This window comes from Caballeronia pedi, from assembly GCF_001544915.2.
GTDB lineage: Bacteria > Pseudomonadota > Gammaproteobacteria > Burkholderiales > Burkholderiaceae > Caballeronia > Caballeronia pedi.
This window is the reverse complement of the sequence record NZ_FCOE02000006.1, coordinates 164361-183400: the sequence shown is the minus strand read 5'-3', so window position 1 is coordinate 183400 and position 19040 is coordinate 164361. Positions and strand designations below refer to the sequence as shown.

At 63.0% G+C, this 19040-nt stretch carries 17 protein-coding genes; 13 read left to right on the top strand and 4 right to left on the bottom strand.

Annotated features, from left to right (window positions below):
• Window positions 1-217: 217 nt before the first annotated feature.
• The 9 genes from AWB80_RS11835 (at window position 218) to AWB80_RS11795 (ending at window position 11865) form a co-directional block, all read left to right on the top strand.
• Window positions 218-889 (top strand): RNA polymerase sigma factor, encoded by a 672-nt coding sequence (locus tag AWB80_RS11835; RefSeq protein ID WP_061174839.1) that lies wholly within the window; start codon window positions 218-220, stop codon window positions 887-889.
• Window positions 879-1619 (top strand): anti-sigma factor family protein, encoded by a 741-nt coding sequence (locus AWB80_RS11830; RefSeq protein WP_061174838.1) that lies wholly within the window; start codon window positions 879-881, stop codon window positions 1617-1619. Before AWB80_RS11835 ends, AWB80_RS11830 begins: the two co-directional genes overlap by 11 nt.
• Before the next feature lie 338 nt (window positions 1620-1957).
• Complete coding sequence (locus AWB80_RS11825; protein ID WP_425266846.1) at window positions 1958-3169, top strand: ABC transporter substrate-binding protein; 1212 nt, start codon at window positions 1958-1960, stop codon at window positions 3167-3169.
• An 84-nt stretch (window positions 3170-3253) separates the two neighbouring features.
• Complete coding sequence (locus tag AWB80_RS11820) at window positions 3254-4126, top strand: branched-chain amino acid ABC transporter permease (RefSeq protein ID WP_061174836.1); 873 nt, start codon at window positions 3254-3256, stop codon at window positions 4124-4126.
• 10 nt (window positions 4127-4136) lie between these two features.
• Complete coding sequence (locus AWB80_RS11815; protein WP_061174835.1) at window positions 4137-6080, top strand: branched-chain amino acid ABC transporter ATP-binding protein/permease; 1944 nt, start codon at window positions 4137-4139, stop codon at window positions 6078-6080.
• A 22-nt stretch (window positions 6081-6102) separates the two neighbouring features.
• Window positions 6103-6837 (top strand): ABC transporter ATP-binding protein, encoded by a 735-nt coding sequence (locus tag AWB80_RS11810; RefSeq protein WP_061174834.1) that lies wholly within the window; start codon window positions 6103-6105, stop codon window positions 6835-6837.
• 102 nt (window positions 6838-6939) lie between these two features.
• Window positions 6940-7776, top strand: coding sequence for a shikimate dehydrogenase family protein (locus tag AWB80_RS11805; RefSeq protein ID WP_061174833.1), 837 nt, complete (start codon window positions 6940-6942; stop codon window positions 7774-7776).
• Between the two features lie 127 nt (window positions 7777-7903).
• Window positions 7904-9829: a potassium transporter Kup gene (locus tag AWB80_RS11800; protein WP_061174832.1), complete on the top strand. Its 1926-nt coding sequence runs from the start codon at window positions 7904-7906 to the stop codon at window positions 9827-9829.
• A 35-nt stretch (window positions 9830-9864) separates the two neighbouring features.
• Entirely contained in the window at window positions 9865-11865 is a 2001-nt protein-coding gene (locus AWB80_RS11795; protein WP_061174831.1) for an acyl CoA:acetate/3-ketoacid CoA transferase, read from the top strand.
• 42 nt (window positions 11866-11907) lie between these two features.
• Here AWB80_RS11795 and AWB80_RS11790 read toward each other — a convergent pair whose 3' ends face one another.
• The gene (locus tag AWB80_RS11790) at window positions 11908-13389 is read right to left on the bottom strand and encodes an amino acid permease (RefSeq protein WP_061174971.1); all 1482 of its coding nucleotides are present in this window, start codon (window positions 13387-13389) and stop codon (window positions 11908-11910) included.
• A 408-nt stretch (window positions 13390-13797) separates the two neighbouring features.
• On the opposite strand from AWB80_RS11790, the gene AWB80_RS11785 reads away from it, so the two are divergent.
• Entirely contained in the window at window positions 13798-14454 is a 657-nt protein-coding gene (locus tag AWB80_RS11785) for a peroxiredoxin (RefSeq protein WP_061174830.1), read from the top strand.
• Window positions 14455-14528: 74 nt separating this feature from the next.
• On the opposite strand, the gene AWB80_RS11780 is transcribed toward AWB80_RS11785, so the two are convergent.
• Both AWB80_RS11780 and AWB80_RS11775 read right to left on the bottom strand, forming a co-directional pair.
• Window positions 14529-15002, bottom strand: a complete 474-nt coding sequence (locus tag AWB80_RS11780; RefSeq protein WP_061174829.1) for a ferritin-like domain-containing protein — start codon at window positions 15000-15002, stop codon at window positions 14529-14531.
• Window positions 15003-15175: 173 nt separating this feature from the next.
• A complete protein-coding gene (locus AWB80_RS11775) occupies window positions 15176-15886 on the bottom strand; it encodes a FadR/GntR family transcriptional regulator (protein WP_061174828.1) in 711 nt (236 codons plus the stop codon).
• A gap of 476 nt (window positions 15887-16362) precedes the next feature.
• On the opposite strand from AWB80_RS11775, the gene AWB80_RS11770 reads away from it, so the two are divergent.
• The 3 genes from AWB80_RS11770 to AWB80_RS11760 all read left to right on the top strand — a co-directional run bounded on the left by AWB80_RS11770 (window position 16363) and on the right by AWB80_RS11760 (window position 18125).
• On the top strand, window positions 16363-17256 hold the full coding sequence (locus tag AWB80_RS11770) for a ketopantoate reductase family protein (protein WP_061174827.1): 894 nt from the start codon (window positions 16363-16365) through the stop codon (window positions 17254-17256).
• Between the two features lie 107 nt (window positions 17257-17363).
• The gene (locus AWB80_RS11765; protein WP_061174826.1) at window positions 17364-17687 is read left to right on the top strand and encodes a DUF4148 domain-containing protein; all 324 of its coding nucleotides are present in this window, start codon (window positions 17364-17366) and stop codon (window positions 17685-17687) included.
• Window positions 17688-17753: 66 nt separating this feature from the next.
• A complete protein-coding gene (locus tag AWB80_RS11760; RefSeq protein ID WP_061174825.1) occupies window positions 17754-18125 on the top strand; it encodes a DUF427 domain-containing protein in 372 nt (123 codons plus the stop codon).
• 3 nt (window positions 18126-18128) lie between these two features.
• Here AWB80_RS11760 and AWB80_RS11755 read toward each other — a convergent pair whose 3' ends face one another.
• A complete protein-coding gene (locus AWB80_RS11755; RefSeq protein ID WP_061174824.1) occupies window positions 18129-19022 on the bottom strand; it encodes a LysR family transcriptional regulator ArgP in 894 nt (297 codons plus the stop codon).
• Window positions 19023-19040 lie beyond the last annotated feature (18 nt).

Genomic DNA, 19040 nt, shown 5'->3' with positions numbered 1-19040 from the left:
CCCGCGGCTCCCCTCGTCGGGCGAGACCGCTGTGGCATCCGTCCATCGAACCGGCGAGAGGGGCGTGATATTCCCGCTATATTTTTTCGAGCCGCCATCGCAAACGGGAATAAACCGGGTGCGTGGGGAGTAACGGAGGGGAAGGCGCGCAAAAGCGGCATCGGTGAGCGCCGGAACGATGTTTTCCGAACGTGGTTGGCGAGAGGAGACCCGCGCGATGTGGCAGAGCAGGTCGAAAGAAGACAAGTCCGGGCGCCGCGGCAAAGCGGACGCCGAGGCGGCGCACGCGCGTTTCGAGGCGACGGTGATGCCGCATCTGGACGCCGCCTACAACCTTGCGCGCTGGCTGTCGGGCAGCGCGAACGACGCCGACGATGTCGTGCAGGAAGCCTATCTGCGCGCCTTCCGTTTCTTCGGCGGATTCGAGGGCGGCGAGGAGGCGAACGCGCGGGCCTGGCTGCTCGCGATCGTGCGCAACACGTGGTTCACGGAATGGCGGCGGCGCGTGCAACTGGCGGACGCGACGCCCTACGACGAGGAACTGGGCGGCGACGAAGCCTTGCCGGGCTGGTCGGAGGAAGGCGGGGCCGATCCGGAGACGCTTGCCGTGCGCCGCGACGAAGTGCATCTGGTGCATCGCGCGCTGGAGACGCTGCCGCTTGCCTTTCGCGAGGTGCTGGTGCTGCGCGAGCTGGAAGACATGAGTTACAAGGAAGTGGCGTCCGTGACCGGCGTGCCGATCGGCACGGTGATGTCGCGGCTCGCGCGCGGCCGCAAGATGCTGGCGGGGGCGGTGCGCGCGGCGCAAAACGGGCAGGACAGGCCGAGCGTGCGCCTTGTGCGCCGCGCGGGACCGGGTCATTCAGAGGAGTCGGGAAATGGAAAATAACGACACCGCCTCGCTCGACACGAGGCTCACCGATGGTTCGCTGTACCAGCGCGCGCCGGTTCATCTGCGCTCGCAGGTGCTGGCGCGCGTGCGCGCCGAGGCCGATGCGCAAGCGCGCGAACGGGAACCCGTGCGCCGCGCGAAGCGTGGCTGGAACAATCCGTTCGCCGCGCCCTGGCCGTTCTTCGGCGGCGCATTCGCGGGCGCGACGCTCTCGGCGCTCGTGCTCGGCACGATGCTGTGGTTCCAGGCCGTGCCGCTCGTCACAGGCGTATCGGGCGGTTCGCCGATCGCGCAGGAGGTCGTGTCGAGCCATGTGCGCGCGTTGATGTCGGACCGTCCCATCGACGTGCTGTCGAGCGACAAACACACGGTCAAGCCGTGGTTCAACGGCCGCATCGACTATGCGCCGCCGGTGATCGATCCGGCGGGACCCGGCTTCGCGCTCGTCGGCGGGAGGCTGGACTACATCGATCATCGGCCGGTCGCGGTCGTCGTGTATCGCTATCTGAAGCATCCGATCGACGTGTATGTATTCCCCGAGCGCAAGGGTGAAGTGAAGAGCGACACGAACGACAAGGAGTTCTCGCCGGTCATCACGCAATCCGACGATGGCTACGCGCTCGCGCGCTGGAATCACGACGGCATGACGTTCTGGGCCGTCACCGATGCATCCGGCGCGGTGCTGCGGCAGTTCGCCCATGCGATCGAAACGGGCGCGCCGCGATAAACGCTTTTCATGCATGGAGTGCGCAAGGTTGCGCGCGGTCGTCCTCCGGGGGATTGCCGCGCGCTTTTTTTAAGCGTATACCCGCGCTGCCTTGATGCGTGCCATGAAGCAGAAACGCTTTGGCATGCTGCCTAAATCCCGCCTTGCACACTCGTGATGCATCGGACGTGCGCTAACGCTCGTGCTCTTCGGGTATGTCCGAATATGGTCATATCCTTACATTTTTCTAAACTCGCTCACAGCCCATGTAATCGATAACGCACAGCGCACTTAAAAAGCGCGTCCGGCGTTGCATGGGACTTCAAATAACGATTCAGGCGACGGAGACACACATGGGTATGAAGATGAAGCTCATCGCGAGCGCGCTGGCGTTCGGCGTTTTCTCGTTGGCGCACGCGGCGGACCCGATCAAGCTCGGCGTCGATGGTCCGTTCACGGGCGGTTCGTCTTCCATGGGTGTCAGCATGCGCGACGGCGTGCGTCTCGCCACCGCCGAGATCAACAAGTCGGGCGGCGTGCTCGGCCGTCAGATCGTGCTCGTCGAGCGCGATGACGAAGCGAAGAACGAACGCGGCGTGCAGATCGCGCAGGAGCTCATCAACAAGGAGAAGGTCGTCGCGGTCGTCGGCTATATCAATACCGGCGTCGCGCTCGCGTCGCAGCGCTTCTTCCAGGAAGCGAAGATTCCCGTCTTCAACAACGTCGCGACGGGCACGGTGGTGACGAAGCAATTCGACGATCAACCCGATAACTACGTGTTCCGCAACGCCGCCGCCGACCGCATCCAGGCGCCGATGATCGTCGAGGAAGCCGTTACGAAGCGCGGTTTCAAGAAGGTCGCGATCCTCGCCGATTCGACCAACTACGGCCAGCTCGGCCGCGAGGATCTGGAGAAGGCGCTGGCTGCGAAAGGCGTGAAACCGGTTGCCGTCGAGAAGTTCAACATCAAGGACGTCGACATGACGGCCCAGTTGCTGAAGGCGAAGGAAGCGGGCGCGGAAGCGGTGCTGACCTACGGCATCGGGCCCGAGCTTGCGCAGATTGCCAACGGCATGGCGAAGCTCGGCTGGAAGGTGCCGTTGATCGGCAGCTGGACGCTTTCGATGGCGAACTACATCGACAATGCCGGCGCGAACGGCGAAGGCGCGCGCATGCCGCAGACCTTCATCCAGGAAGCGAACACGCCCAAGCGCAAAGCCTTCATCGATGCCTACGTGAAGGAGTTCAAGCCGAAGAACGATCGCATCGATTCGCCGGTGTCGGCAGCGCAGGGTTACGACTCGGTGTATCTGCTCGCGGCGGCGATCAAGCAGGCCGGCACGACCGATGGCCCGAAGGTCAAGGAAGCGCTCGAAAACCTCAACACGAAAGTGGAAGGCGTCGTGATGGTCTACGACAAGCCCTTCACGAAGGCCGATCACGAAGCGATCAGCCCGAACGTGCCGGTCATCGGCGAAGTGAAAAGCGGCCGCGTGATCTACGCGTACGACGCCGACAAGAAGGGCGGCGGCACGCTGCGCGCCAAGCAGACGACGACCGCGTCGAACTGAGACCGGTCGCTCATCATGTCGATGTGAGCCGCGCTCGCCACGAAGGCGGGCGCGGCTTTGTCATGCTTTTTCAGGCGCTCGAAGATGATCCTTCTGCAACTCGTCTATAGCGGCATCGCGCTCGGCATGATCTACGCCGTGATCGCGTTCGGCTATCAACTCACATTCGCCACATCGGGTACGCTGAACTTCGGTCAGGGCGATGCGCTGATGCTCGGCGCGCTCGTCGGGCTCACGCTCGTATCGGCGGGCGTCAACTACTGGCTGATGATTCCGCTCGTGTGTCTGTTCGGGCTCGTGCAAGGCTCGTTCGTCGAGCGCATCGGCGTGCGGCCCGCGATCAAGATCAAGTCCGAATTCGGCTGGATCATGTCGACGATCGCGCTCGGCATCATCTTCAAGAACGTCGCGGAGAACGTCTGGGGCCGCGACGATCTGCGCTTTCCGTCGCCGTTGCCCGAAGCGCCGCTGAAGGTCTTCGGCGCGAACGTGTTGCCGATGGAACTGCTCGTCGTCGGCGGCGCGCTCGTGATGATGCTCGCGGTCGAGTTCTTCAACCGCAAGACCATCTTCGGCAAGGCCGTGGTCGCGACCGCGAACGATCGCGACGCAGCCTCGCTCATGGGCATCAACACGGGACTCGTCATCACGTTCTCGTATGCGCTTTCTTCGTTGACCGCTTCTTTCGCGGGGGTTCTGATCGCGCCGCTCACGTTGACCGGCGCGACGATGGGCGCGGTGCTCGGCCTCAAGGCCTTCGCAGTGGCGATCATCGGCGGCTTGTCGAGCGGCATGGGCATCATCGTCGGCGGGATGATTCTCGGCATCGCGGAGACGACCACCGGCTTCTACATTTCCACCGGCTACAAGGATGTGCCGGGGCTCGTGCTGCTCTTGATCGTGCTTGCGGTCAAGCCTGCAGGTCTGTTCGGCAAGACAGCGATCAAGAAAGTCTGAGGCGGCGACGATGAAAGCAAAGAACTGGATCGCGGCCCTCGTCGGGCTTGCCGCACTCGCGATTTTTCCGGTGGTGTCGGGCAATCCGTATTACATCCACCTCGTCGAAACCATCATGATCTACGCGATCCTTTTGTTCGGGCTCGATATCGTGGTGGGTTATACGGGGCAGGTATCGCTCGGACATGCGGGCTTGTTCGGCGTGGGCGCATACACGGCGGGCGTGCTGTTCATGAAGCTCGGCATGCCGTTCTACGTGACCGCGCCGCTGTCGATTCTGGTGACGGCAGGCTTCGGCGCGATCCTCGCCTTGCCCGCGTTGCGCGTGTCCGGCCCCTATCTCGCGATGGTGACGCTCGCGTTCGGCACGATCATCCAGATTCTCATCAACGAGATGGATTTTCTGACGAACGGACCGATGGGCCTGAAGATCCCGAAGCCGATGTTCGCCGGGCACAGGCTCGACGAAGTGCAGTATTACTGGCTCGTCGCGGCATTGCTGGTCGTGTCGCTGATCGTCGTGCATCGCGTGCTGAAGTCGCATCTCGGGCGCGCGTTCGAGGCGTTGCGCGACAGCCCGATCGCATCGGATTGCATGGGCGTGTCGGTGTATCGGTACAAGGTGTATGCGTTCGTCATCAGCGCGGGCTTTGCGGGACTCGCCGGCTGTCTGTATTCGTACTCCGAGCAATACATTTCGCCCAACACGTATAACTTCGAACTGACGATCCTGTTCCTGCTCGCGATCATCATGGGCGGGCGCAAGACACGCACGGGCGCGCTGATCGGCTCGACGGTCATCGTGATGTTGCCGAAGCTGCTCGACGATATCTCCAACTTCCGCGTCGTGGCGACCGCGCTCGCGGTGGTCGTCGTCGCGGGCGCGGTGCTGGCACTCGCGCGCAAGACCACGACGCCGCAGCGTGTCGCGGTGCCGGTCATCGGCACGGCGGGACTTGCCGCGTTCTCGTTCTGGATCGAAGCGCTGACCGACTGGCGGCTGACCATCTTCGGCCTGATGATCCTGCTCGTCGTGTATTACTTGCAGGACGGGATCGTCGGCTTCGTGCGCAAGACGCTCAACCTCGGCCGCGTGCGCGTGACCAAGGTCGATACCGAGGAACTCGCGAGCCATACGCGTCAGGACGACGCGGTTGCCGCGGTCGAGACGCAAGGCGCGGACACGATTCTGGACGTGCGCGGCGTGCTCATGCAGTTCAGCGGTCTCAAAGCATTGAACGACGTGAATCTGACGGTGAAGCGCGGCACCATTCACGGCCTGATCGGACCGAATGGTTCGGGCAAGAGCACGATGATGAACGTGCTGACGGGCATCTACGTGCCGACTGCCGGCGCGATCGAATACGAAGGGCAATCGCTTGCGGGACGTACCTCGTCGAAGATTGCGCTGTCGGGTATCGCGCGGACGTTTCAGAACGTGCAGCTCTTTGGCGAGATGACGGCGCTGGAGAATGTGCTCGTCGGGTTGCATCACACGTTCAGGTCGAATCTTGCAGATGTGGGGGTGATGAGTCCGCGCTATCGGCGTGAGGAGCGCGCGGCGCGCGAGCGGGCCTTCAATATGCTGCGTTTCGTTGGACTGGAAAACGTGGCGGCGGAGGAGGCGCGTAATCTGCCTTACGGGAAGCAGCGGTTGCTGGAGATTGCGCGGGCTTTGGCGCTCGATCCGCAACTGCTTTTGCTCGATGAGCCTGCGGCGGGGTTGACCGCGCCGGACATTCGCGAGCTCGTCGCGATCATTCGCAAGGTGCGCAATCATGGCATCACGCTCGTGTTGATCGAGCATCACATGGATGTGGTGATGAGTGTGTGCGATACGGTTTCGGTGCTGGATTTTGGGCAAAAAATTGCCGAAGGAAAGCCTTCCGAGATTCAGGCTAATGAGAAGGTTATCGAGGCTTATTTGGGGGGGCAGGCTGTGCAGGTTGCTTGATTTTTTTCTTGACCCAAAAAACATGCTGACGATAAAAAACCTCCACGCCGGCTACGGCAAAGTGAAAGTCCTCCACGGCATAACATTGAACGTGCCGAAGGCAAAAGTCGTGACTTTGATCGGCTCCAACGGCGCGGGCAAAACCACGACCATGCGTGCGATCTCCGGCATGATCAAGCCGACCGAAGGCGAAATCACCATGGGCGTCGGCAGCAACACAAAGCGCATCGACTCGCTGGAGTCACACAAGATCGCGCGCCTGGGCCTGGCGCATTCGCCCGAAGGCCGCCGCGTCTTCGCGACAATGTCCGTCACCGACAACCTGCTGCTCGGCGCATTCCCGCGCCTCACATGGTCACGCCCGAAAGGCGACGTCAACGCCGACCTCGAACGCGCGATCGATCTCTTCCCGCGCCTGAAAGAGCGCCGAAACCAGCTCGCAGGCACACTGTCAGGCGGCGAACAGCAAATGCTCGCGATGGCCCGCGCCATCATGCTCAACCCTGACCTCGTGCTGCTCGACGAACCGTCGATGGGCCTCGCGCCCATTCTTGTCGATGAAGTGTTCCGCATCATCGAGCGCTTGAAGGCCGATGGCGTGACGATGCTGCTCGTCGAGCAGTTCGCCGCCGCCGCGCTCAATGTCGCGGATTACGGCTATGTGCTGGAGAACGGCCGCGTCGCGACCCACGGCCCGGCGGAGCAGCTTCGCAACGATCCATCGGTGAAGGCGGCGTATCTGGGCGCCAGTCACTGACCGCTTCAATGCAATTGCCGCAGTGCGCAAAACAAAAGCCGAACTATCATGAGTGACGGCGCGCCCCCGCGCGCGCCTCCGACATCCCCACAAGGAGCTGCCATGATCAGCGGCAAGACCACTCTGATTGCTCACCTCGGCTACCCGACCGAAGCGTTCAAGGCGCCGATGATCTACAACCCCTGGTTCGACAAACAGGGCATCGACGCGGTCGTCGTGCCGATGGGCGTCAAACCCGAGGATTACGTCGCGTTCCTGCCGCATCTGTTCAAGCTCACGAACATTCGCGGCGCGCTCGTCACCATGCCGCACAAGATCACGACCGTCGGCCTGATGGATGAAGTCAGCCCGACCGCGCGCATCGCCGGGGCATGCAACGCGATCCTGAAGCGCCCGGACGGCACGCTCGTCGGCGATCAGTTCGACGGCGCGGGCTTCGTGCGCGGCGTCGAACGCAAGGGCCGCAAGCTCACGGGCGCGCGCGTGCTGGTGCTCGGCAGCGGCGGCGTCGGCTCGCCGATCGCGGCGTCGCTCGCGGCGGCGGGCGTCGCAGAACTCGCGGTATTCGATACCAACACACCGTCTGTCGAAGGGCTCGCGTCGCGTTTGCGCGAGCACTATCCCCAACTCGTCGTGCGAACGGATACGAAAGACCCAGCCGGCTTCGACGTGATCGTGAACGCTACACCGCTCGGCATGAAGGAAAGCGATCCGCTGCCGTTCGATATCGATCGCATCGCGCCGGAGACGTTCGTCGGCGAAGTGGTGATGAAGTCGGAATACACGCCGCTTCTGCGCGCGGCCAAGGACAAGGGCTGCGCCGTGCAGGTCGGCACGGACATGCTTTTCGAAATGATTCCGGCGTATCTGGAATTCTTCGGCTACGGCACCGCGACGGCGGACGATCTACGCGCGGTCGCGCAGATCAAGTACGCATAGAAAACGCTGCGCGCACATAACCGCGCATCCGTTCCTATACTGCAATCGAGACAGCAACGCAGACGCTCATCCTCTGACAAATAGGCCGCCCGCACACGCGGCGGCCCGGAAAAAGCAGGGAGGAACCATGGGATCGACTGCACCCGGCTTGCCGGCCGACGACAAACACGCGCCCGAGCCACACGGCCATCCGGCCTTGTTCGGGCTCTCGCTCGCGGCGCTCGGCGTGGTCTATGGCGATATCGGCACGAGTCCGCTCTATACGCTCAAAACGGTGTTCGATCCCGCTGGCGGCCTGCCTTTGCAGCCCGCGAACGTGATCGGCATTGTGTCGCTGATCTTCTGGTCGCTCACGATCATCGTGTCGCTCAAGTACGTGACGCTGATCCTGCGCGCCAACAATCACGGCGAAGGCGGCATCATGGCGCTGCTCGCGCTCGCGGCGTCGTCGGTCGAATCGAAGAAGCGGCTCAAACACGTGCTGTTGCTGGTCGGCGTGATGGGCGCGGCGCTCTTCTACGGCGACGGCGTCATTACACCCGCCATTTCGGTGCTGAGCGCGGTCGAAGGGCTCGAAGTCGCCGCGCCCGGCCTGCAGCCCTATGTCGTGCCGATAACACTCGTCGCGCTGGTCGCGCTGTTCGTGATGCAGAAGCACGGCACGTCGGGCATCGGCGCGGTGTTCGGGCCGGTCATGGTGCTGTGGTTCATCGTGCTGGCGGTATCGGGCTTCATGAACATCGCGGACGCGCCGCGTATTCTCGTCGCGCTCAATCCGCTCGAAGGGCTTGCTTTCTGCGTGCATCATCGCTGGCTTGCGTTCGTTGCGCTCGGCGCCGTCGTGCTGTCGCTGACGGGCGCGGAAGCGCTGTATGCCGACATGGGCCACTTCGGCTCGCGGCCGATCCGCCTCACGTGGTTCGCCGTAGTCTTTCCCGCGCTCGCGCTCAACTATCTCGGTCAGGGCGCGCTCCTGATCGCCGATCCGGGCGCGCTGCAGAATCCGTTCTACCGGCTCTTTCCATCGTGGATGCTGTATCCGATGGTCGTGCTCTCGACCATCGCGACCGTCATCGCTTCGCAGGCCGTGATCTCCGGCACGTACTCGATGACCAAGCAGGCGATGCAGCTCGGCTTTCTGCCGCGCATGAGCGTCGTGTACACGTCGGCGAAGGAGATCGGGCAGATCTATGTGCCGGGCATCAACTGGACGCTGCTGCTCGCGGTGGTGGCCGCCGTGCTCGGCTTCGGTTCGTCGACCGCGCTCGGCTCCGCATACGGCATCGCCGTGACCGGCACGATGCTCATCACCACGGTGCTGACCTTCTTCGTGATCCGCTACGCGTGGCACTACAACTGGTCGCTGTGCATCTTCGCGACGGCGTTCTTCTTCGTGATCGATGCGATGTTCTTCTCGGCGAACTGTCTGAAGATCGCGGAAGGCGGCTGGTTCCCGGTCGCGATCGGCCTCGTGATGTTCACGGTCATGGCGACCTGGGGACGCGGCGCGCAGATGATGATTCAGGAAGCCCGCCTGCGCGCGGGCGCGACGCCGCTCAAGCCCTTCCTCACCAGTCTGCTGGCGCGTGCGCCGGCGCGCGTGGAAGGCACGGCGATCTTCATGTCGAACGATCCGACCGGCGTGCCGCATTCGCTTCTGAATAACCTGATGCACAACCGCGTGCTGCACGAACACACGGTGTTTCTGACGGTCGCGACGGAGCCTGTGCCGTGGGTCGACAAGGCGCACCGCGTGTCGCTGGAGTCGCTCGGCAACGGCTGCTTTCAGGTGACGGTGAACTACGGCTTCAAGGACGAAGTCGACTTGCCCGCCGCGCTCGAAACGTGCCGGTCGTCGGGGCTCAAGTTCGATCGCGCGACCATTTCGTACTTCCTTTCGCGAGCGACCGTCGTGCCGACGCCGGGCACGGGCATGGCGTTATGGCGCGAACGGCTCTTCGCGATCATGCTGCACAATGTGGGGAACGTCGCGGCCTATCTGCGATTGCCGGCTGATCGCGTCATCGAACTCGGGGCGCGTGTCGAAATATAGAACTCACCACAAGAAACGCGCGAACAGGAGACGCCATGACCGCCAGCAGCACGCCGACCCGCCATCCGTTTCCCTCGACCGCGCGCCTCGTCGAACGCGGCAAGATCGTGTCCGCGCGCGAGGCCGTGCGCCTGATCCGCTCGGGCGACACCATCGCGACGAGCGGCTTTGTCGGTATCGGCTTCGCGGAGGAAGTGGCGATCGCGCTGGAGGAGCGCTTTGTCGAAGGCACCGATCCGATCGCCGGCCTGACGCTGGTGTATGCCGCCGGGCAGGGCGACGGGCGCGCCAAAGGCCTCAATCACCTGGCGCACGAGGGACTCGTCAAGCGCGTGATCGGCGGGCACTGGGGGCTCGTGCCGGGCCTGCAGAAGATGGCGATCGAGAATCGCATCGAAGCGTACAACCTGCCGCAAGGCGTGATCTCGCAACTCTTTCGTGACATCGCCGCGCATCGGCCCGGGCAGCTTTCGACGGTCGGGCTCGGCACCTTCGTCGATCCGCGCAACGGCGGCGGCAAGCTCAATGCGCGCACGACGGAAGACCTCGTGCGCCTCATGCCGATCGACGGCACGGACTATCTGTACTACCCGACCTTTCCGATCGATGTGGCAATCGTGCGCGGCACCACCGCTGATCTCAACGGCAACGTCACGATGGAAAAGGAGGCGCTGACGCTCGAAGCGCTGTCCATCGCGATGGCCGCGCGCAACTCGGGCGGCATCGTGATCGCGCAGGTCGAGCGGCTCGCGGAATCGAACACGCTCAATTCGCGGCACGTGAAGATTCCGGGCGTGATGGTCGATTGCGTCGTGCTCGCGAAGCCCGACAATCACTGGCAGACCTTCGGCGAGCAATACAGTGCGGCGTTTTCGAGCGAATTGCGCGTGGCCGCGAGTTCGGTGCCGCCGATGGCGCTCACCGAACGCAAGATCATCGCGCGTCGCGCCGCCTTCGAGCTGATGGCCAACAGCATCGTGAATCTCGGCATCGGCATGCCGGAAGGCATCGCGAGCGTCGCGAACGAAGAGCAGGTGATCGACCTCTTCACGATGACGACCGAGCCCGGCGTGATCGGCGGCATTCCGGCGGGCGGCCTCAATTTCGGCGCGGCCACGAACACGCAGGCGATCATCGATCAGCCGTATCAATTCGACTTTTATGATGGCGGCGGTCTCGACATCGCATTCCTCGGTCTCGCGCAGGCGGACCGCGAAGGCAATCTCAACGTCAGCAAGTTCGGGCCGAAGCTCGCGGGCGCGGGCGGTTTCATCAACATCAGCCAGGCCGCGAAGAAAGTCGTGTTCGTCGGCACGTTCAACGCGGGCAAGCTCGATGTGGCGATCGAAGCGGGCAAACTCAGGATTCGCCGCGAAGGCGATTGCCAGAAGTTCGTCGACGCGGTCGAGCATCGCACCTTCAGCGGCCGTTATGCGGCCGAGCGCGGGCAGACCGTGCTCTATATCACCGAGCGCTGCGTGTTCGAACTCACGGACAAGGGGCTGGTGCTCACGGAAGTCGCGCCGGGCATCGATGTTGAGCGGGACATCATCGCGCAGATGGGTTTCGCACCGATCATGGACAAGCCGCCGCGTCTGATGGACGAACTGATCTTCCGCGATGCGCCAATGGGCCTGCGCGCGATCCTGCTCAGGCTCGACTTGTCGGAACGCTTCAGCTATGACCCGGAAAAGAATCTTTTCTTCATCAATTTCGAAGGCCACGAAGTCAAGAGCGTGGACGATGTCGAGGCGATCCGCCGCGAAGTCGAAAAGCAGTTGGCGAGCGCGAAAACGCGGCCGCACGCTATCGTGAACTACGATAACTTTTCGATTCGTCCCGACATGCTCGACGCTTATTCGGAGATGGTTACTAAGCTGGTGGATGGCCACTACGACCGCGTGACGCGCTACACGACGAGCAGTTTCCTGCGCCTCAAACTCGGCGATGCATTGAAGCGACGCGGCGTGGCGCCGTATATCTACGAAAGCCCGGAAGAAGCGCGCGAGCACGAATCGAAACGCGCGGCGGAGTGAGTCGATGCGAAGAGGCCGCGCTGCCGGCGGCCTCTTCGAATGTCATGTGCGCTGATCGCGCAGTCTGCTGTGCCGTATGCCGTAGACGAAGTAGATAACGACGCCGATCACCATCCACACGATGAGCCGGATCCATGTATCGGCGGGCAGACCGGACATCAGGAAGATCGACGACAGCGCACCGAGCGGCGCGACGATGAACACGGCCGGCGTCTTGAACGCGCGTTCGAGATTCGGCTGCGTGATGCGCAGCACCAGCACGCCGACGCACACGACCGTGAACGCGAACAGTGTGCCGATGCTCACCAGCTCGCCGACGAGTCCGATCGGCAACAGTCCCGCGAGAATCATCACGATGACGCCGGTGATGATCGTCGTGATATAGGGCGTGTGAAAGCGCGGATGAATCTTCGATGCGAACGGCGGCAACAGGCCGTCCTTGGCCATCGAGTAGAAAATGCGCGGTTGTGACAGCAGCAACACGAGGATCACGGAGGTGAGGCCGAAAATCGCGCCGAGCTTCACGATGGGCGAGAGCCAGCGCATGCCGATCGCATCGACGCCGACCGCGATCGGGTCCGCCACGTTGAGCTTGTCGTAAGACACGATGCCCGTCAGCACGTAGGACACGAGCACGTAGAGAATCGTGCAAATCGTGAGCGAACCGAGCAGGCCTATCGGCATGTCGCGTCGTGGATTGCGCGTTTCCTGCGCGACGCACGAGACCGAATCGAAACCGATATAGGCAAAGAATACGACCGCCGCGCCGCGCAGCACGCCGCTCATGCCGAACACGCCCGATTCGCCGGTATTCGGCGGAATGAACGCGCCCGTGGGGTTTTGTGCGGTGACCCAGTGGCTCGTATCCACATACGCGATGCCTGCGGCGATGAACGCCAGCACGATCAGCACCTTGATCACGACGATGACGCTATTGACGCGCGCCGATTCGCGGATGCCGAAGACGAGCAGCAGCGTGATGAGCCCGACGATCACCATCGCGGGCACGTTGAGGATCGAGCCGACATGGCTCCAGCCGTGTCCCGGCTCATAGGCGAATGGCGCTTTCGACAACTGCTCGGGTATGTCGATGCCGAACGAATGCAGAAAGCTCACGACATATCCAGACCAGCCGATCGCGACGGTGGTCGCGCCAACCGCGTATTCGAGAATCAGATCCCAGCCGATGAGCCACGCGATCAGTTCGCCCATCGTCGCGTAGGCATACGTGTAGGCGCTGCCCGATACCGGAACCGTGGATGCCATTTCCGCATAACAAAGGCCCGCGAGCGCGCAGACGACCGCGCCCAGCACGAACGATATGATGATGCCCGGCCCGGCGTTGGTCGCGGCCGCATGACCGGTCAGCACGAAAATCCCCGCGCCGATGATGCAGCCCACGCCGAGCATCACGACATCGAGCGCGGTGAGCGATCGTTTCAGCGCGTGGCCGCCGTGTTCCTGGAGCACTTCGTCGGTTTCGGCCGCTTCGCTTTGCAGCAACGCGACGGATTTTCTTTGCATGACGGTCACGATCGCCTCCTGTGCGGCGGCAGCGTGGCCGCGCCCGGTGGCGCGGCGAAGTCTGTCCGCCTGTTCAAGTGCGGGATGTTCCACTTGCCTTCTGCTTCACGCCTGCACGTTTGTTCTGACGGACAGTCGTTCCGTGATAGCAGATTTTTCCGGGGAATTCGAGCGCAAACCCATGTGCGCGCACGCTCGTTCACGGCGACCGCATGCAGCACGAAGCGTGCCGCGTTCTGTCAGCGAGCTTGCAAAACCCCACGCGGCTCAAGGGCTTGGTCCCGCGCCCGGGGCGTCTGCGCGCGGGGCACTATAATCAGAGTCACAGTTTCGCTTTTCAACCCCGGAATCCGTTCCGCTTAATTCATGGGACGTTCACCGGACTTTCCTCACGTGTGGAGATTTGATATGGCTATACGCATTGGTGATGAAGCCCCTGATTTCACGGCAGAGACGACCGAAGGCACGATCCGTTTCCACGAGTGGATCGGCGACAAGTGGGCCATCCTGTTCTCGCATCCGAAGGACTTCACGCCGGTCTGCACGACCGAGCTCGGCTATATGGCCAAGCTCAAGCCCGAGTTCGACAAGCGCAACACGAAGGTGATCGGCCTCTCGATCGACCCGGTGACGAACCACTCGCAGTGGGCGAAGGATATCGAGGAAACGCAGGGCACCGCGGTCAACTATCCGATGATCGGCGACGCGGATCTGAACGTCGCGAAGCTCTACGACATGATCCACCCGAACGCGAGCGGCGCGAACCCGCGCACGGCGAACGACAACGCGACGATTCGCGCGGTGTTCATCGTCGGTCCGGACAAGAAGGTAAAGGCCACGTTCACGTATCCGATGAGCGCGGGCCGCAACTTCGACGAAGTGCTGCGCCTGCTCGACGCGCTGCAACTGAACGCGAAGCACACGGTCGCGACGCCGGTGAACTGGCGGCCGGGCGACGACGTGATCATCCCGACATCCGTGTCGGATGACGACGCGAAGAAGAAGTACCCGGACGGCTTCAAGACGCTGAAGCCGTATCTGCGCACGGTGGCGCAGCCGAAGTAACGCGCGCGCGTTGCAAGCGTGTCAGACGCCGGTCCGCGCAATGCGGACCGGCGTTTTTCGTTAGCGCGCGGAAATCACGTATGACCCGAGCGGCGTTCCGGCGAGGTCTCGACTTCGCCCGGCCTGCGCAGCATCTTGTCTACTTCGCCCGCGTGCATTTCCTCGACCTGGATCATTTGCCGCGCGTATTCCTCCAGCGCGACGGAGCGGTCCTCGACGAGTTTCAGCAAGTCGCGATACAGACCGAGCGCGACGGTTTCCGCCTGTAGAGATTCACGCAGGATGGTCGCGATGTCGAAGGTGTGATTGTCCAGCAACTGGCCGATTTCCAGCGACGGATACGCGCCCAGCGTCGTGATCCATTCGCCGGCCTGATGCGCGTGCATCAGCGATTCGTCGGCCTGTGCGCGCAGCCACGAGACGATCGGAATGCGCCCGAAGCCGAACACGAGAAACGAATAGTGCGTGTAGCGCACGACGCCCGCCAGTTCGGATTCGAGAATCCTGTTCAGGACGCCGACGACCTTTTCCTTTTCGAGCTCTGCCATTCTTGCCTCCGTTTTCCTGCCCCGGCTTCACTCATTGTAGTCACAGGTGGACTGCATGCGAGCCGAAACTGCGGCATCGGGGCGCGCAAGATACGCTCCCGAAGCGGAGAAGGCGGAGGAGACGGTGCGGCCGCCTCGCGGCTGCGGCACCGGACAGCACGGATACGCCGGTGTCAGGCGATTTCCTCGACCCAGAGCGAGGCCGTGCGCGTGAGCACTTGCGACATCGCATTGCGCGCACCGTCGCCATCGGCGGTTTCGATGGCGCGCACGAGCCGGCCATAGTCGCCCAGTTGCGATTCGGGCACGCGCGGCAGCGGGTGCGGCTGCGAGCGCAGCGCGGCCTTCAAGGTCCGGATGCCGACGCGCACGACGCTGCCCATCTGACACAGCAATTCGTCGCCGCTGGCATCGACGATGGCGGCCTGCAGCGCCTCTTCTGCAGCGGACTGCAAGGGCTCGGACGGACTCGCATGCACGAGCCGCTGATAGGCCGCGTTGATCGCGATGCGCTGATGCCGGTTCGCGCGCGTTGCGGCGAGCGCGGCGGCGGGCGGATCGACGAGCGAGCGGAACTCGATCAGCCTGCGAAAGCACTCCGGATCGTGCAGCGCCCGCATGCGCCACTCGGCCACTTCCGGGTCCATGATGAGCCACTCACGCGCCGGCTTGATGCGTGTGCCCGTCTTGGGCCGCACATCGAGCATGCGGCGCGAGATGAGAATGCTCAGAGCCTCGCGCATGATGGTGCGGCTCACGCCGTGCTGCTTCGAAAGAATGACTTGTGGCGGCAGCACGTTGTCCTGGTATTCGCCGCTCACGATGCCCGCGACGAGTTGGTTCACCACGCGCTTGACGAGCGATGCTTCATATCCATGATTCATTTTCTTGTTCTCGTGATAACGCCCACGCCTATGGCTCTTCACTACTCGTCGCCGAGCGGCGAAACCAGCGTTTGTCTAAGAGCACGGCGCGTCGGTGCGCCGCGCGGCCTCATGCTCGCGCAAAACGCTTCCCCCCCGGCATGCCGTGTAGTTGGTCCCCAGGTTTCAGCTACCCGATGCGGCATGCGCCGCACACCCCATAGCGGTCGGCAGTTGTTTGGACAGCATCGTCGATCCGCTGAAAGGAAGCGTATATCGGTGCGCCCCGGTTTAACAATATGGTTCACCGCTAATTCGACAGACTATCGTGCGTCGGCCCACAAAATGCCGCCCTCAGCGCATGCGGCGCAATTTCCGTCGACGTGCGCAAGCGTTTGCGCGTAATCGGTTATGCGAAGCATCGCCGGCGCCGGTCGATGCAACGGCCATGTGTTACCGTTTCGAGCCATGGCAAAGCAAACGAGGAGAAGCGAAACATGAAAGTCGCAGTCATGGGTGCGGGCGCTGTCGGTTGTTATTACGGCGGCATGCTCGCGCGCGCAGGTCACGAGGTCGTGCTGATCGCGCGGCCGCAGCACGTCGAAGCGATCGGGCGCGATGGCTTGCGACTCGACACACAGCATTTCGACGAGCGCGTGCGCGTGTCCGCCAGCACCGAAGCCAGCGCGGCGAAGGGCGCCGGGCTCGTGCTGTTCTGCGTGAAATCCACCGATACCGACAGCGCGGCGCACGCGCTCGCACCCTGGCTCGAACGCGACACGCTGCTGCTCTCGCTGCAGAACGGCGTGGAAAACGCCGAGCGACTGCGCGAACTGTTGCCGCAGGAAGCGGCGGCAGCGGTGGTGTATGTCGCGGCGGAAATGGCGGGGCCGGGGCACGTGAAGCACAACGGCCGCGGCGAACTCGTGATCGAGCCGTCGACGAAAAGCGATGAGGTCGCCCGCACATTCGTGGCGGCGGGCGTGCCGACCGAGATCTCCGACAACGTGCGCGGCGCGCTGTGGGCCAAGCTCGTGCTGAATTGCGCCTACAACGCGCTGTCCGCGATCACGCAGATGCCGTACGGCAAGCTCGTGCAGGGCGAGGGCGTCACGCGGGCGATGCGCGATGTCGTCGATGAATGCCTCGCGGTCGCCCGCGCCGACAACGTGACGATTCCCGGCGATGTCGATGCCGCCGTGCGCCGCATCGCGGAGACGATGCCGAACCAGTTTTCATCGACCGCGCAGGATCTGGCGCGCGGCAAGACGAGCGAGATCGATCATCTGAACGGGCTGATCGTGCGGCGCGGCGAGGCGCTCGGCGTACCGACGCCGGCGAATCGGCTGCTGCATGTGCTCGTCAAGGCGATTGAAAGCAAGACGTCATAGTCCGCGATTCGCGGTGAACCGAGGGACGGGCTGGCACGGGCGATGCTGAATTCATGGAGCACGCACAGAAAACACCGTGCGGAGCCCAACACATCCGGAGGTTCACCATGAAATCGTTCGTCAAGGCCGTGGCCATCGCCGCTGTAGTGGTGGCGCCGGCGCTCTCGTTCGCGCAAACCGATTCGTCGCTCACGCGCGATCAAGTGAAGCAGGATCTGCGGCAGGTCGAAGCCGCGGGTTATGATCCGGCGCGCTCGAATAACACGTCGTATCCGGCGGATATTCAGGCTGCCGAAGGCCGCGTGTCGCGCCAGAACAGCGCGGACATGAATGCATACGGCGGCGCGGCCGGCGGCGCATCGGCTGCGGGCATGCGCGCAATGCCGCCGATGAACAACGACGGCACCAAGCCCATCTACTTCGGCCGATGATGGTGGGTTCTGCGCGTTCGGCGCAACGGCGCTACCATCGATTCTTCCCTTCGCTGGAAGACAATCATGGATAGAGCCGTCAAGATCCCCGGTCCCGATCATCCGATCACGATCACGCGCAGTTCCTCGCGCGTGATCGTGAAAGCAGGCGGGCGTGTCATCGCCGATTCGACCGAAGCGCTTTCGTTGCGCGAGGCATCGTATCCTGAGGTGTTATATGTCCCGCGAAAGGACGTGGACATGTCGCAGCTGGAACGCACGTCACACGCCACGTATTGCCCTTACAAGGGCGAGTGCAGCTATTACAGCATTCCATCGGGTGGACAAAAGGCCGCCAACGCCGTGTGGACTTATAAAGCGCCTTACGATGCCGTTGCGTCGATCAAGGATCATCTGGCGTTCTATAAAGACCGGGTCGATTCGTTCGAAACCGCTTGATACTCAGTCGAGAAAGCTCTTGGCGCGATGCTTGAGCATCGCACTTAAATCGTCGAGCCAGCCGAGCGCGAGACGCCAGCTTTGCCAGTAAAGATCGACATCGAAGCGCGATCCCGGCGACACCTCCACGAGCTCGCCGTTATCGAGTTGCCGCGCGATTAGCCGTTGCGGACACATGCCCCACGCAAGCCCCGACGTGCACGCGCGCACGAAACCTTCGCCGTGCGGCACGACATGCGCGGGTGGTTCGATATCCACGCGGCTCACGCGCTTGATAAAGCGTTTCTGCAACTCGTCCTTCTCGTTGAAATTGACGCACGGCGCGCTGCGCAACGCGTCGCGTGTGAGACCGTCCGCAAAATGACGCGCGAAATACGCGGGCGAACATACTGCGCGATAGCGCATGCGTCCGAGCTTCGTTGCGCGCCAGCCGGGAACGGGCTCCGCTTGCGTGGTGATCGCGCCTTGCACATCGCCTTCGCGAATGCGCTGCGCGGTGTGATCCTGATCGTCGACGACGAGATCGAGCATCAATTCGCGTTCGATGCAGAAATCCGCTGCGGCGTCGATGAACCATGTGCTCATGCTGTCGTCGTTCACCGCGATGCGCAGCTTCGCGCGCCGCTCGCTCGGCGTGCCCGGCAAGGTCGGCATACGCCCGCCCAGTTCCGCTTCGAGCAGTTGCACGCGTTCGGTATGACGGCACAGCAGCGCGCCCGACGCCGTCGCCTCGCACGGCTGACCGCGCTTGACGAGCAGGCTCCCCACGCGCTCTTCCAGAAGCTTCACGCGCTGCGAGACCGCCGAAGGCGTAACGCTGAGATCGCGCGCCGCGCGCTCGAAGGAACCGGTGCGAACGACAGCGAGCAGCGCATCGAGCAGGGCGTAGTCAAGCATTAGCGTTCCTTAATCGAG